At 74.1% G+C, this 14197-nt stretch carries 14 protein-coding genes and 1 pseudogene; 9 read left to right on the forward strand and 6 right to left on the reverse strand.

Annotated features, from left to right (window positions below; genetic code table 11):
* Positions 1–1108: dihydroxyacetone kinase family protein (locus NH602_RS19060; RefSeq protein WP_253068509.1), on the reverse strand; the 1108-nt coding region annotated here is incomplete at its 3' end.
* Between the two features lie 127 nt (positions 1109–1235).
* On the opposite strand from NH602_RS19060, the gene NH602_RS19065 reads away from it, so the two are divergent.
* From NH602_RS19065 to NH602_RS19095, 7 genes are all read left to right on the forward strand, one after another.
* Positions 1236–2312 carry a MoxR family ATPase gene (locus NH602_RS19065; RefSeq protein WP_073574777.1) on the forward strand — a complete coding sequence of 359 codons (1077 nt, stop codon included), beginning with the start codon at positions 1236–1238 and terminating at the stop codon, positions 2310–2312.
* Positions 2309–3223, forward strand: a complete 915-nt coding sequence (locus NH602_RS19070) for a DUF58 domain-containing protein (RefSeq protein WP_073575296.1) — start codon at positions 2309–2311, stop codon at positions 3221–3223. Before NH602_RS19065 ends, NH602_RS19070 begins: the two co-directional genes overlap by 4 nt.
* On the forward strand, positions 3220–4209 hold the full coding sequence (locus NH602_RS19075; protein WP_073574778.1) for a VWA domain-containing protein: 990 nt from the start codon (positions 3220–3222) through the stop codon (positions 4207–4209). Before NH602_RS19070 ends, NH602_RS19075 begins: the two co-directional genes overlap by 4 nt.
* 52 nt (positions 4210–4261) lie before the next feature.
* Complete coding sequence (gene fabG, locus NH602_RS19080; protein WP_073574779.1) at positions 4262–4972, forward strand: 3-oxoacyl-ACP reductase FabG; 711 nt, start codon at positions 4262–4264, stop codon at positions 4970–4972.
* Positions 4973–5043: 71 nt separating this feature from the next.
* A complete protein-coding gene (gene fabI, locus NH602_RS19085) occupies positions 5044–5820 on the forward strand; it encodes an enoyl-ACP reductase FabI (RefSeq protein ID WP_073574780.1) in 777 nt (258 codons plus the stop codon).
* A gap of 52 nt (positions 5821–5872) precedes the next feature.
* On the forward strand, positions 5873–6919 hold the full coding sequence (locus NH602_RS19090; RefSeq protein WP_100877685.1) for a ferrochelatase: 1047 nt from the start codon (positions 5873–5875) through the stop codon (positions 6917–6919).
* A 250-nt stretch (positions 6920–7169) separates the two neighbouring features.
* Complete coding sequence (locus NH602_RS19095) at positions 7170–8735, forward strand: sodium:alanine symporter family protein (RefSeq protein WP_073574782.1); 1566 nt, start codon at positions 7170–7172, stop codon at positions 8733–8735.
* Between the two features lie 18 nt (positions 8736–8753).
* Here the strand turns inward: NH602_RS19095 and NH602_RS19100 are convergent, their stop codons facing one another.
* From NH602_RS19100 to NH602_RS31435, 5 genes are all read right to left on the reverse strand, one after another.
* Positions 8754–9803, reverse strand: coding sequence for an MsnO8 family LLM class oxidoreductase (locus NH602_RS19100; protein ID WP_083658223.1), 1050 nt, complete (start codon positions 9801–9803; stop codon positions 8754–8756).
* 622 nt (positions 9804–10425) lie between these two features.
* Positions 10426–11388 (reverse strand): prolyl aminopeptidase, encoded by a 963-nt coding sequence (gene pip / locus NH602_RS19105; protein WP_253068510.1) that lies wholly within the window; start codon positions 11386–11388, stop codon positions 10426–10428.
* A gap of 2 nt (positions 11389–11390) precedes the next feature.
* Positions 11391–12410: a tyrosine-type recombinase/integrase gene (locus tag NH602_RS19110; RefSeq protein WP_253068511.1), complete on the reverse strand. Its 1020-nt coding sequence runs from the start codon at positions 12408–12410 to the stop codon at positions 11391–11393.
* 4 nt (positions 12411–12414) lie between these two features.
* Positions 12415–13086: a class I SAM-dependent methyltransferase gene (locus NH602_RS19115; protein ID WP_253068512.1), complete on the reverse strand. Its 672-nt coding sequence runs from the start codon at positions 13084–13086 to the stop codon at positions 12415–12417.
* A 2-nt stretch (positions 13087–13088) separates the two neighbouring features.
* The gene (locus NH602_RS31435; protein WP_256495172.1) at positions 13089–13217 is read right to left on the reverse strand and encodes a hypothetical protein; all 129 of its coding nucleotides are present in this window, start codon (positions 13215–13217) and stop codon (positions 13089–13091) included.
* A 46-nt stretch (positions 13218–13263) separates the two neighbouring features.
* Between NH602_RS31435 and NH602_RS19120 the strand changes: the two genes are divergently transcribed.
* Complete coding sequence (locus tag NH602_RS19120; RefSeq protein ID WP_253068513.1) at positions 13264–13587, forward strand: hypothetical protein; 324 nt, start codon at positions 13264–13266, stop codon at positions 13585–13587.
* A 198-nt stretch (positions 13588–13785) separates the two neighbouring features.
* A pseudogene (locus NH602_RS19125) lies at positions 13786–14197 on the forward strand (hypothetical protein); the annotation flags it as partial.

Raw genomic sequence — 14197 nt, forward strand, 5'->3', positions numbered from 1 at the left:
CGGCGACCCGCGCACCGCAGGCCCGCGACCCCGGCGATCCCTCGAGCACCGCGGCCGGCGCGCCGGCCGCGGTGTCCTGCGGTGCGGCGGTGGTGCCGTGGTGCCCGGCGACCGCCCCGCGGCGGAACGCGGGGGTGTCGCACGGGGCGGTCCACAGCCGCTCCAGCTCGCCGGGGGCGTCGTCGAGCCAGAGCAGGGTCAGCGAGGCGCCCGCCATGTCGAAGCTGGTGCAGAACTCGCCGACCTCGGGGTCGACGACGGTGAGCCCGGCCTCGCCGAGCAGCCGGTGCACGGCGCCGTAGACGACGTAGAGCTCCTCGTACTTGACCGAGCCGAGGCCGTTGAGGATCGGGACGACGCGGTCACCGGCCCCGGCGGGCCGCTCGGCGAGCAGGCCGCGGACCAGAAGCTCGGCGAGCCCGGCCGCGGTGGGCACGTCGGTCTCGTCGATGCCCGGCTCGCCGTGGATGCCCAGCCCGACCGCCATCCGCCCGTCCGGCACGGTGAACAGCGGCGAGCCCGCGCCGGGCAGGGTGCAGCCGTCGAAGGCGACGCCCAGCGACCGGGTCCGCTCGTTGGCCAGCCGGGCGACGCGCTCGACGCCGTCGAGGTCGTGACCGGCTTCGCAGGCCGCGCCGGCGACCTTGAACACGCACAGGTCCCCGGCGATCCCGCGGCGCAGTGCCGGGTCGGCGGCGCTGGAGACGTCGTCGGTGACCACCACGGTGCGGCAGTCCACCCCGGCATCGCGCAGCCGGGCCTGGGCGGCGTCGAAGTTCAGGACGTCGCCGGCGTAGTTGCCGTAGGACATCAGCACCCCGCGGCCCCGGTCCGCCGCGGCGGCGACGGAGTGGATCTGCTGGGTCGAGGGCGAGGCGAACAGGTTGCCCATCGCCGCGCCGTGCGCGAGCCCGGGACCGACGAGCCCGGCGAAGGCGGGGTAGTGCCCGGACCCGCCGCCGACGACCAGCGACACCGTCGGCCCGTCGGCCTCGGTCGATCGCACCACCCCGCCCGGGACGGCCCGGAGCCAGCGCGCGGAGGCCGCGGCGAGCCCGGTGGTCATCTCGGCGGCGAAGTCGTCCGGGTCGTTGAACAGGCGCGTCATCGCGGTCCCCTCGTCCTGGCGGTGCGGAGGTCATCGATCCTATAGGAAGTAGGACTACCGCGACCAGGCCCGGCGGCCGCCCGCGCGTTTCACCGTCGTCACACGGGCCGCACGGTGGGATGGCTCGGTGAGCACGACTGCCTCGACCGGTCCGGACCCGATCACCCCCGCCCGCGACGCCGAGCGGCTCGAGCGTGCGGTGCTCGAGGTGAAGCGGGTGATCGTCGGCCAGGACCGCCTCGTCGAGCGGATGCTGGTGGGGCTCCTCGCGAAGGGGCACCTGCTGCTGGAGGGCGTTCCCGGCGTCGCGAAGACCCTCGCCGTGGAGACCTTCGCGACGGTCGTGGGCGGCAGCTTCTCCCGGCTGCAGTTCACCCCCGACCTGGTGCCCGCCGACATCCTCGGCACCCGCATCTACCGGCAGGGCCGCGAGGAGTTCGACGTCGAGCTCGGTCCGGTCGTCGCGAACTTCGTGCTCGCCGACGAGATCAACCGCGCGCCGGCCAAGGTGCAGTCGGCGATGCTCGAGGTGATGGCCGAGCGCAAGCTCTCCCTCGCCGGTCGCGACCACCCGATGCCCGACCCGTTCCTCGTGCTCGCCACCCAGAACCCGATCGAGAACGAGGGCGTCTACCCCCTGCCCGAGGCGCAGCGCGACCGCTTCCTGTTCAAGCTGATCATCGAGTACCCGGGCGTCGAGGAGGAACGGGAGATCATCTACCGGATGGGGTCCACCCCGCCGGTGCCCTCCCAGATCCTCACCCCCGAGGAGCTGGTCCGGCTGCAGCGCACCGCGGCGGACGTGTTCGTGCACCACGCCCTGGTCGACTACGTCGTGCGGCTGGTCGTCGCGACCCGGCTGCCGTCCGAGCACGGCCTGTCCGACGTCGCGTCCTGGATCGCCTACGGCGCCTCGCCACGTGCGTCGCTGGGCATCGTGTCCGCCGCCCGCGCGCTGGCCCTGGTCCGCGGCCGGGACTACGTGCTCCCGCAGGACGTGCTGGAGGTCGCCCCGGACGTGCTGCGCCACCGCCTGGTGCTGTCCTACGACGCGATCGCCGACCAGGTGCCGGTCGACCACATCGTCACCCGGGTCCTGCAGACCGTGCCGTTGCCGCAGGTCAGCGCCCGGCCCGGGGGAGGGCCCGAGGGCGCGTCGACGGCGTGGCCGTCCGCACCGGACGCCGGCCAGGGCCCGGCGTGACGGCGGGGTCCGCCGACCTCGTCCGGCTCGAGGCCTCCCTGCGGACCCTGGAGCTCACCGTCCGGCGCCGGCTGGACGGGCTGCTCCAGGGCAACCACGTCGGTCTGCTGCCCGGGCCCGGCACCGAGCCCGGTGACGCGCGGCCCTACCAGCCCGGCGACGACGTCCGCCGGATGGACTGGTCGGTCACCGCCCGCACCACCGCGCCGCACGTGCGCGAGACCGTCGCCGACCGCGAGCTGGAGACCTGGGCGGTGGTCGACCTGTCGCGCAGCATCGACTACGGAACCGCCCGCACCGACAAGCGGCACCTGGCGCTGGCCGGGCTCACCGCGGTCGCCCAGCTGACGACCGGCGGCGGGAACCGGCTCGGCGCCGTCGTCGCGAACGGGGAGTCGACGCAGCGCCTGCCCGCCCGCGGCGGCCTGGCGCACGCCCGCGGCCTGGTCCGCCGGGTCGCGACGATGCCGCCGGCACCCGAGGGCACCCGCGGCGACCTGTCCGGTGCGCTCGACGAGCTGCGCCGCCCGCCGCGCCGGCGCGGGCTGGTCGTCGTGGTGTCGGACTTCCTCGGCGAGCCCACCTGGGAGCGCTCCCTGCGGGCGCTCTCGGCCCGCCACGAGCTGCTCGCGATCGAGGTCGTCGACCCGCGGGAGCTGGAGCTGCCCGACGTCGGGACCGTCGTGCTCGCCGACCCCGAGACCGGGCGCCAGCGCGAGGTCGACACCACGCCGCTGCTGCGCCGCGAGTTCGCCGCCGCCGCCTCCGAGCACCGCGACCGGGTGGCCACCGCGCTGCGCCGCTGCGGGGCCGGGCACCTGACCCTGCGCACCGACACCGACTGGGTGGCCGACATCGTGCGGTTCGCCGTCGCGCGCAAGCACGCCGCTGCTCCGCGGAGGCTCGCGTGACGTTCACCGCCCCCTGGTGGCTGCTCGGGTTGCTCGTCGTCGCCGCGCTCGCGGTGGCCTACGTGTGGCTGCTGCGGCGGCGCCGTCGCGACGTCGTGCGGTTCACCAACCTGGAGCTGCTGGAGTCGGTCGCCCCGAAGCGGCCGGGCCGGTGGCGGCACCTCCCGGCGATCGCGCTGATCGCGGCGCTGGCGGTGCTCACCGTGGCGCTCGCCGGGCCGCAGGCCATGGCGAAGGTGCCGCGCAACCGGGCCACGGTGATGCTGGTGATCGACGTGTCGCTGTCGATGAAGGCCACCGACGTCGCCCCGACCCGGCTCGCCGCCGCGCAGGCCGCGGCCAAGCAGTTCGCCGACCAGCTGACCCCCGGCGTCAACCTGGGGCTGGTGTCCTTCGCCGGGACGGCGGCGGTGCTCGTCTCGCCCACGACCGACCGCAGCGCGGTCAAGAACGGCGTCGACAACCTGCAGCTCGCCGAGTCCACCGCGACCGGTGAGGCGATCTTCACGGCGATGCAGTCGATCGACACCTTCTCCCGCTCGCTGCAGGGCGGCCCGGACGCGGCGGGTGTGCCGCCACCGGCGCGGATCGTGCTGCTCTCGGACGGCACCCAGACCGTCCCGGGGCCGGACGGGGAGACCGAGCCGCGCGGCTCGTTCACCGCGGCCGCCGAGGCGAAGAACCGCGGCGTGCCCGTCTCGACGATCTCCTTCGGTACCAGCTACGGCACGATCGAGCTCGACGGCGGGCGCACCCCCGTCGCCGTCGACGACGCCTCCATGGAGCGCATCGCTCAGCTCTCGGGCGGCCGGTTCTTCACCGCCGCCACCGAGTCCGAGCTGCGCGCGGTCTACTCCGACCTGTCCGAGGAGCTCGGCTACGAGGAACGCGAGGTGGACGCGAGCAGGCCCTGGATGATCGGCGGGTTCGTGCTCCTGATCAGCGGGCTCGGCGCGGGCATCCTGCTCGGCAGGCGACTGCCGTGAGGGTGATCTCCGCTCGCGGGTACCGGCCGGTAGTGCGTTAGGTTCACCCCCCGTGGGACGTAGCGTGCTCGTGACCGGAGGAAACCGCGGCATCGGCCTGGCGATCGCACAGGCGTTCGCGGCGGAGGGCGACCAGGTGGCGGTGACGTACCGCTCCGGGAAGGACGACATCCCCGGCGGGCTGTTGCCGGTGCACTGCGACGTCACCGACGCCGAGTCCGTCGACGCCGCGTTCACCGAGGTCGAGGCCGCACACGGCCCGGTCGAGGTGCTGGTGTCCAACGCCGGCATCACCGACGACGGCCTGCTCATGCGGATGGCCGAGGAGTCCTTCACCAAGGTCGTCGACGCCAACCTCACCGCGGCCTACCGGGTCGCGAAGCGGGCCTCGCGCGGGATGCTGAAGGCCAAGAAGGGCCGGATGATCTTCGTCTCGTCGGTCGTGGGCCTCTCCGGCTCGGCCGGGCAGGTCAACTACGCCGCCTCGAAGTCCGGGCTCGTCGGCCTGGCCCGCTCGGTCGCCCGCGAGCTGGGCAGCCGCGGCATCACCGCGAACGTCGTCGCCCCCGGGTTCGTCGACACCGACATGACCCGCGCGCTGCCCGAGAAGCGGCGCGAGGAGATCCTGGGGACCATCCCGCTCTCCCGCTACGCCGACACCGGCGAGATCGCCTCGGTCGTGGCCTTCCTCGCCTCGCCCGGCGCCGGCTACGTCACCGGAGCGGTCGTCCCGGTCGACGGCGGCCTGGGCATGGGGCACTGAGCGAGGTCCGCGGAGCGGACATCGACGCCGTGCCCACCGGCCCGGGCACGCAGAACTCTCGAAAGGACGTCATGGGACTGCTCGACGGCAAGCGGCTGCTGATCACCGGTGTGATCACCGACGCCTCGCTGGCCTTCCACTCCGCCAAGATCGCCCAGGAGCAGGGCGCCGAGGTCGTGCTCACCGGTTTCGGCCGGATGCGGCTGGTCGAGCGGATCGCGATGCGGCTGCCGAAGCCCGCACCGGTCGTCGAGCTGGACGTGTCGGACCAGGAGCAGCTGGACTCGCTCGTCGAGCGGGTCACCCCGCACCTGGGCGACGAGCCCCGCCTCGACGGCGTGCTGCACTCCATCGGGTTCGCCCCGCCCGGCGCGCTCGGCGAGGGCGCGTTCCTCAACGCGCAGTGGGAGGACGTCGCCACCACGATCCAGGTGTCGGCGTACTCGTTGAAGTCCCTGGCGATGGCGTGCAAGCCGCTGCTCGGCCCGGGCAGCTCGATCGTCGGCATGGACTTCGACAACCGGCAGGCCTGGCCCGCCTACGACTGGATGGGCGTCGCGAAGTCCGCGCTGGAGTCGGTCACCCGCTACCTGGCCCGCGACCTGGGCCGCGACGGCATCCGGGTCAACCTGGTCGCCGCCGGCCCGGTGAAGACGATGGCCGCCAAGTCGATCCCGGGCTTCTCCGCGTTCGAGGACGTGTGGGACAAGCGTGCCCCGCTCGGCTGGGACATGAACGACCCGGTGCCGGTCGCCAAGACCGTGTGCGCCGCGCTGTCGGACTGGATGCCGACCACCACCGGTTCGATGATCATGGCCGACGGCGGGGTGCACGCCGTCGGCGTGTGAGCCGGTACCGGCCCGCGCGCGTCGGCGCGGGCCGGGGTCGATAATCGGGGTCGTGCCCGAACAGTTCGACGCGATACTGCTGCTCAGCTTCGGCGGCCCCGAGGCCCCCGACGAGGTCCGACCGTTCCTGGAGAACGTGACCCGGGGGCGCGGGGTCCCGCCGGAGCGCCTCGACGCCGTCGAGGAGCACTACCAGCACTTCGGCGGGGTCTCGCCGATCAACGCCCGCAACCGCGAGCTGGTCGCGGCGATCGCGGCGCGCACCGAGCTGCCGGTGTACTTCGGCAACCGCAACTGGCGGCCCTACGCCGAGGACACCGTGCGCGAGATGGCCGAGGCCGGCGTCGAGCGGGCGCTGGTGTTCGCGACCAGCGCCTACGGCGGCTACTCCGCCTGCCGCCAGTACCACGAGGACATCTCCCGGGCCCGGGACGCGGTCGGCGACGCGGCCCCCGAGCTGGTCAAGCTGCGCCACTTCTACGACCACCCGGACTTCGTGCGCGCCAACGCCGACGCCGTGCGGACCGCGTGGGCCCAGCTGCCCGAGGACCGTCGCGAGGCGGCGCGGCTGGTGTTCACCGCGCACTCCATCCCGACCTCGGCCGACGCGGCCGCCGGGACCCCGGCCGACGGCGGGCACCGCTACTCCCGCCAGGTCGGCGAGGCCGCGGCGCTGGTCGCCGCCGAGGTGGGCGTCGACGAGTTCGACGTCGTCTGGCAGTCCCGCTCCGGTCCGCCGCAGGTGCCGTGGCTGGAGCCCGACATCGTCGACCACATCGACGACCTGCACGCCAAGGGTGTGCCCGCGGTCGTCGTCGCGCCGGTCGGGTTCGTGTCCGACCACGTCGAGGTCGTGTGGGACCTCGACAACGAGGCGGCCGAGCGTGCCGCCGAGCACGGCATGGGCTTCGCCCGCGCCGCCACCGCCGGACCCGACCCACGCTTCGCCGACATGGTGGTCGAGCTCGTGCGGGAACACTCCGACGGCGTGCCCGCCCGGCGGCTGGGCACCGGCCCGTCCGCGGGGTGTACCCGCAACGGGGCGCCCTGCGCGGTCGACTGCTGCGTGCCGCAGCGGCGGCCCGCCCGGCCGAGCTGATCAGCGCCGCCGCACCCGGGCCAGACGGGCGGGGACCTCGACCCTGGTCCCGGCCGGCTCGCCGTACGACCCGGCCAGGCCGGCGGTCACGCCCTCCGGTAGGAGGCCGGTCCGACGGTCTCCACCGTCGGGAGATTCGGGGCGACCCCGACCTCGTTCGAGGTCGTGCTCCCGGGCCGAAATCGACGATCCGGTAACCGTTTGTCCGTATTCTTGTGATTCGTGCTCACATGGGGTGAGGTTCGGCTCCATGACCTCCGTACCGACCTCGGCACCGCCGCAACCCGGCGTGCTCGAGAGCATCGAGCTGTCCATCAACTCGGTGTTCGACCCGATCTCGACCGGGCTGTCGAACATCGTCTTCTACGAGGTGACCGTCCTCGGTGCCGACTTCCCGCTGATCGTGGGCTGGCTGATCCTGGCCGGGGTGCTGTTCACCCTCTACTTCGGGTTCGTCCAGTTCCGCAGCATCGGGCTCGCCCTGCGGATCGTCCGTGGCCGCTACACCCGGCGCGACGAGCCGGGGGAGATCACCCACTTCCAGGCTCTGGCCTCCGCGCTGTCGGGCACCGTCGGTCTGGGCAACATCGCCGGCGTCGGCGTGGCGGTCACGATCGGTGGTCCCGGCGCGACGTTCTGGATGATCGTCGCCGGGCTGCTCAGCATGGCCACCAAGTTCGTCGAGTGCACCCTCGGCGTGAAGTACCGCGACGTGCACCCCGACGGCACCGTGTCCGGCGGTCCGATGCACTACCTGCGGATCGGTGTCGCCGAGCGCATCCCCAACGCGTTCGGCCGCGGCCTGGGCAAGGTCCTGGCCGCCGGTGCGGCGGTGATGATCCTCTTCTTCGGCGTCGCCGGCGGGAACATGTTCCAGGCCAACCAGACCTTCGCCCAGCTCCGCAACGTCACCGGGGGCGAGACCGGTCTGCTCGGCAGCGGCGGCGCCGCGTTCGTCTTCGGTCTGCTGCTGGCCGCGCTCGTCGGGGCGGTCGTGTTCGGGGGCATCAAGTCCGTCGGTGCGGTCACGGGTCGTCTCGTCCCGGCGATGGCGATCGTCTACGTGACCGCCTGTCTCCTGGTGATCGCCGTGAACATCGCGCAGGTCCCGACGGCGTTCGGGCTCATCCTCTCGGGAGCGTTCTCCGCGGAGGGCGTGGTGGGCGGTGCGCTCGGCGCCATGATCGTCGGTTTCCAGCGGGCGGCCTTCTCGAACGAGGCGGGCCTGGGCTCCTCGCCGATCGCGCACTCGGCGGTGCGGACGAAGAACCCGGCCACCGAGGGGTACGTGGCCCTGATCGAGCCGTTCGTCGACACCGTGGTCATCTGCACGATGACCGCGCTGACCATCGTGATCGCCGGTACGCCCTTCTGGCAGCAGGCCCAGGCGACCGCCTTCGCCAGCGGCGGCTCCGACGTGGCCGACGGCGTGCTCATCACCTCCGACGCGTTCGCCACGGTGCTGCCGTGGTTCCCCTACGTGCTCGCGGTCGCGGTGTTCCTGTTCGCCGTCTCCACGATCATCACGTGGGGCTACTACGGGCAGAAGGCCTGGACCTACCTGTTCGGCAGGAACATGGTGTCCGAGCGCGTCTACCAGGTGATCTTCTGCTTCTTCGTGGTCGTCGGCTCGGTGCTGACGCTGGGCAGCGTGCTCGACTTCGCCGACGCGGTGCTCTTCCTGCTCGCGTTCTTCAACATCCTGGGCCTCTACGTGCTGGCCCCGGTGGTCAAGAAGGAGGTCCGGGAGTTCCGTGCGAAGCTCGCCTCCGGCGAGGTCGCCGAGGTGGAACCGTCCGAGCGGGCGATGCTCTGATCCGTCGCGTGGGCCCGGTCAGACCCGGGCCCACGCCCGGGCGAGCAGCTCGTAGGACCGCAGGCGGTCGTCGAGAGTGGGGGCGACGGTCTCGACGACGAGCTCGTCGGCCTCCGCGGCCTCGACGATCGCGGCGAGACGGCGCGCGACGGCGTCCGCCCGGCCGACGACGCGGGTCCGCAGGCGGTCGTCCAGCGCGACGTGCTCGTCCGGGTCCAGCGGGGGGAGACCGGCCCGCTCGTCGGCGGTGGGGTAGTGGTGCGCGCCCGCGTCGAGGGCGAGCCCGCGCAGCCAGACGTCGTAGCCGGAGCCCAGTGCGGCGGCCTCGTCCTCGGTGTCCGCGGCCAGCGCCGACACCGCGATCGCGACGTGCGGGCGGTCCCGGTAGGGGCCCGGTACGAACCGCTCGCGGTACAGGTCGATCGCCTCGAGCACGGTGGTCGGCCGGGAGAAGTAGGCGACACCCATCGGCAGCCCGTTGCGCGCGGCGTACTCGGCGCTCTCGCCCGCACCTGCCGCGTGCACCCAGACCTGCGGGGTCACGGCGTCGAGCAGGTCGACCGGCGTGCCCTGCAGCCCCGGCTCCTTGCCGGCGAGCAGGCGCAGGAGCTGGTCGCAGCGTCCGGTGAAGGTGCCCAGGCCGCGTTCGAGCAGCCGGGCCTCGACATGCGGGCGGTCGTGGTCGAGCCCGACGGTGCGCGGCGTGCGCGCGGCGACCGACCGGCCCAGCCCGAGGTCGGTGCGGCCACCGGACAGGGCGGACAGCAGCGTCGCGTCCTCGGCCAGGCGTAGCGGCGGGTGGTAGGCGACCAGGGTGGCGGCGACGCCCAACCGGATGCGTCCGGTCCGGGCCGCGAGGTGCGAGAGCAGCACCATCGGGCTGGTCGATCCGAGCGCCGGGTTGAGGTGGTGCTCGCCGACCCAGTAGCGCAGCATGCCGAGCGACTCGACGTGGCGTGCGAGCACGATCGCGTCGGAGACGACGTCGGTGGCGGTTCCGCCGGGCCGGACCGGGTTCAGGTCCAGGCACGACAGCGGGATCGTGGACAGGGTGCACTCCTGCGACAGGCGGGGTGCACGGAGTCGGCACCGGGATCGCTCGAATCTAGAGCCGCTGCGGACAGAGGGTCAACGTGTCGGGGGTCGAAGCGCCGCGACTCACGTTGTCAAGGAATCATTGACGCCGACGTGCGGTCAACCGAGCGGCGACACCCGCCGGCTGCGGAGCCGGGGGAGAGGAGACCGGCTCGCGCTGTCGGGCCGGAACGGCCGTGACCGGGCCGGCCGTGCCGGCGGTACCCGGCCGGCGCGAATCATCAGGCGGTCCGGTCCGGTCCGGTCCGGTGCGAGGCCGGGGGCGCGGGTCTGGCCTCGGCTCCCCGGCCCGGCCGGTTGTCGACGCCCGTGCCCGTGCGTCCTCAGGACACGTGGGCGTGCCGCCGGGAGTGGACGGGTTCTCACGTCAATCGCGTCCAGGGCGGAGGCGAGGGCCGTGCGGACGAGCGGCCGCCGGCGGCCCCCGGCTCGGCGTGACGTCGCAGTCTTCGCCGTCAATGAAACATTGACGCCAACGGACCGTCGACGAAACGACGACAACCGAACCGCCCGGACCCGGAGGAGCCGGCGCCGGCCGGGGAGGATCCGGTGGCCCGGCCCGGTGGCCGGTGTGCGGGGTGGTGCAGACGCCGGGTCAGCGGGGTCGGTCGACGGCCCGGTCGAGCGCATCGACGACGGCGTCGGTGAACGCCCCGGCGCCGCCGTGCCCGGCGTCGTCGATGATCCGCAGCTCGCTGCCCGGCCAGCGCCGGTGCAGGTCCCAGGCGATGTCCGGGGGGCCGCTGACGTCGTACCGGCCGTGGATCAGGGTCCCGGGGATCCCGGCGAGCCGGGTCACGCCGCGGAGCAGGGCGCCGTCGGGGAGGAACGCGGCGTGCCGCCAGTAGTGCGTGACCAGCCGGGCGAAGACGAGCCGGAACGCCGGGTCCTCGTAGCGTCGGCTCGGCCGGTGGCCCGGCACGAGGGAGACGTGGGTGTCCTCCCAGCGGCACCACTCGCGGGCGGCGTCCTCGCGCACGGCCGGGTCGGGGTCGGCGAGCAGGGTCGCGTAGGCGTCCACCAGGCGGATGCCACGCAGGTGGGCGGGCACGGCGGCGGCGAAGCGGTCCCACGCGGCGGGGAAGATCCGGCGCATGTCCTCGGTGACCCAGCGGATCTCCCGCTCGGTCGTCGTCACGACCGCGGCGAGGACGAGCGCGTCGACGCGCTGCGGGTGGGCCTGGGCGTAGGCGAGGGCGAGGGTGCTGCCCCAGGAGCCGCCCTGCACGATCCAGGAGGGGACGGCCAGCAGCTCGCGGAGCCGCTCGATGTCGTCGAGGAGCAGCTGTGTGGTCTGGGTGCGCCCCAGGTCGACGGCGGGGTCGGAGGCGAGCGGCCTGCTGCGGCCGCAGCCGCGCTGGTCGAGCAGCACGATCCGGTACCGCTCGGGATCGAAGTACCGGCGTGCCCCGGCCGAGGCCCCCGATCCGGGCCCGCCGTGCAGGTGCAGGGCGGGTCGCCCGTCGGGGTTGCCGCAGGTCTCCCAGTGGAGGGCCTGGCCATCGTCGGTGGTGAGGGTTCCGGCGTCGTGGGGCTCGATCGGCGGGTGGAGGGGCACGGCTACAGACCTGCCAGCAGGGCGGCGGAGTTGTCCTCCCAGGCGTTGTCGATGCGGATGTAGGCGCCGACGGTGGCCAGGGAGCGGTGCCGGGTCTGGTGGGCGATGGCCCGGTCGGAGGCGCCGCGCTGGTGGGCGTAGGTGACGTGGCCCGCGCGCAGGGAGTGCGCCGACCAGGGGCCGGGGCCGATGTCGGCACGGGCCACCGCGCGCTGGACGATCTCGTTGACCGACTCCGGGTGCAGCGGCCGGTCGGTCACCCGGTTGCCGCGGGTGACCTTGCGCAGCACCGGGCCCTCGGTGATCCCGGCGGCGTCGAGCCAGGTCCGCAGCGCGGTGACCGGGCAGCGTGCGGACCGGTGCGCGTGCGGGAGGACGACGAGCTCGGGCTCGGTGCCGTACGGGTTGGTCTTGGACCGGGGGATCGACAGGACGCGGCCGCGCGGGTGGTCGGCGACGTCGGCGACGGTGAGCGCGGCCAGCTCGGAGCGGCGCAGCGCGGAGAAGAACCCGACCAGCAGCAGGGCCCGGTCGCGCAGGCCGGCGAGGTCGTCCTCACCCGGGCGGGTCGCGTAGCTGCGCGTGGTGGGGCAGGCGCCGACGACGTCGTCGAGATCGGGGGGCATCAGCGGCCGGGCCTGGACCGGCGGGGCGCCGTGGGTGCGGCGGATGCCTTCCCAGACGGCGGTGACGCGGCGGGCGTCGGTGGGGTCGGGCAGGTCGCGCATGACGTGCACGAACCGGATCGAGGACAGCCGGCGGCTGATGGTCCCGACCTTCGCCCCGGCCCCGGCGAGCTCGGTGATGTAGCCGGACAGCGCCTCGGGGGCGGCAGGCAGCGCCTCGTGCCCGTGCCGGGCGCACCAGCTGCTGAACTCCCGCCAGTCCGAGGCGTAGCCGCGACGGGTGTTGGCCGACCGGGCGGCCGCGACGTAGGCGGCCTCCTGCTCGGTCAGCGGGAGGTCCACCTGCGGCGCGAGCAGCTCGGCGCCGGGGACGCCGGTGGGGGCGGGGTCGGTCACGGGGTCATCCTGCCGGTCCCGGTGCCCGCGCCGTGATCACCACGCCCGGGCCGGTCCGCTCGTCGGGGTGCAGGAGGAGCTCGGCCTCGGGGTGCAGCCCGGCCCGCCCGAGGAGGTCGCGCAGCTGTTCGGGCCGCCACAGGTGGGTGGTCCAGCGGACGGGCACGCCGCCGTAGCACTCGGTGCGTTCGAGCTCGCCATCGCCGACGTGGGTCGCCAGGATCAGCCGCCCACCGGGGGCGAGGGCGCGGGTGAAGGAGGCCAGGACGTGCGGCAGGACGTCGCGGGGCAGGTGGAACAGCGACCACCAGCCCAGGACTCCGGCGAGCGAGGCGTCGGGGACCGCCAGCTCGGTGGCCGAGCCGACCGAGAACCGGCAGTGCGGGTACAGGCGCCGGGCGTGGGCGATCATGGCGGGGGAGAGGTCCATCCCGGACGCGTCGACGCCGCGCTCCACGAGGTGGGCGGTGACCTGCCCCGGCCCGCAGCCGACGTCGAGGACCGGCCCGCGGCCCGCGACGGCGTCGGCGAAGGTGTCCATGGCGGCCCGGAGCCAGGGGTGGGTGCGGACGTCACCGAGGCCGGTGGCGACGACCATGTCGACGTAGTTGTCGGCGACGCGGTCGTAGGAGTCGCGGACGGCGTCGAGGTCGTGGGGGCGCGGGACCGGGGGCACGGTCAGTGCCCGACCGCGGCGACGACGAGCAGTGCGGCGGCGAACGCCGCCGTCGCCACCCGGCCCTGCCAGGTCCGCGGGCGCAGTCCCCACCCGGCCCGCTCCGGCCCGAACCACGGTGTCCTGCCCATCGCTGCTCCTCCCGCCCGGTTCCCGGCCAGGCTATCGTCGGGGATCGTGGCCCGGGTCTGCGCGGCTACGCTCGGCCTCCTCCGCCGCCGGGAGGGCCGGCTCCAGTACTTCCTCCAGCGGGGCCACCCCTGCGTTGCTGCGCACCGAGCAGGAGGCCTGTCCGGGGACTTCCTCGACCGGACCCCGTTGTACCGGCAGCTCCGGGCCCAGTGGTCGGCCTACGCCGGGGGAGCGGCCGGGCCCGTCGAGCACCTGGATCTGCCCGCCGCCGGCCGGGCGGGGAACAGCCACATGCCGATGACGGACACCGACAGCGACGTGGTCGCGGCGATGATCGCGGAGTGGTTCGGCGCCTCCGCTCCGGCCTGACCGCGCACCCTCCACCGCCCCGGCGGTCCCTCTCCACGACGGTGCCCCGTGTGCTCCCGCGCGCCCCGGCGTCGGTCGGAGCACCCATGGCGCGGACAACCCGGGATTCTCTGCATTATCCCGTGTTGTAGTAGTTCGAATAAACAAACCTGGAACCATGTAGCAGTTCGTAGAACTGGAACTGCTAGCATGGCCGGCGTGACGGACACGGTGGTGCGGTGCGGATACAGCCGGTGCCGGGCGGAGCTGCCCCCGCCCGGGCCGCAGGGCGGCCGTCCGCGGTCGTTCTGCCGGGACACCCGGTGGGAGCAGGGGCGGACGTGCGCGCAGATGGCCCGCGCCGAGCGGGAGGCCCTCGGTGCTCTCGGCCTCGACACCGGGACCGGGGCGTTCGCGCTCGACGCGGACCGGCTCCGCGAGCACGTCGGCGCGCTCGCCGGGCCGGTGGCCGAGCTGTCCGGGGCGCTGACCGCTGTGCTGGACCGGCTCGACGAGATCGAGCGCGACGCCCTGGCCGCCACCGAGTCAGCCCGCGCGGGCGCCGCCGAGTCCGACGCCGCCCGGCGGCAGGCCGACACCGCCCGGGAGACGGCCGAGCACCGGGCCCGTG

It is taken from the genome of Pseudonocardia sp. McavD-2-B (assembly GCF_024124365.1).
Lineage (GTDB): Bacteria > Actinomycetota > Actinomycetes > Mycobacteriales > Pseudonocardiaceae > Pseudonocardia > Pseudonocardia alni.

Excerpts from the sequence above, each read along its gene's own strand:
- fabI (WP_073574780.1), top strand. The coding sequence starts at position 5,044 with ATGGGACTGCTCGACGGCAAGCGGCTGCTGATCACCGGTGTGATCACC.
- NH602_RS19095 (WP_073574782.1), top strand. The coding sequence starts at position 7,170 with ATGACCTCCGTACCGACCTCGGCACCGCCGCAACCCGGCGTGCTCGAG.
- NH602_RS31435 (WP_256495172.1), bottom strand. The coding sequence starts at position 13,217 with ATGGGCAGGACACCGTGGTTCGGGCCGGAGCGGGCCGGGTGGGGACTG.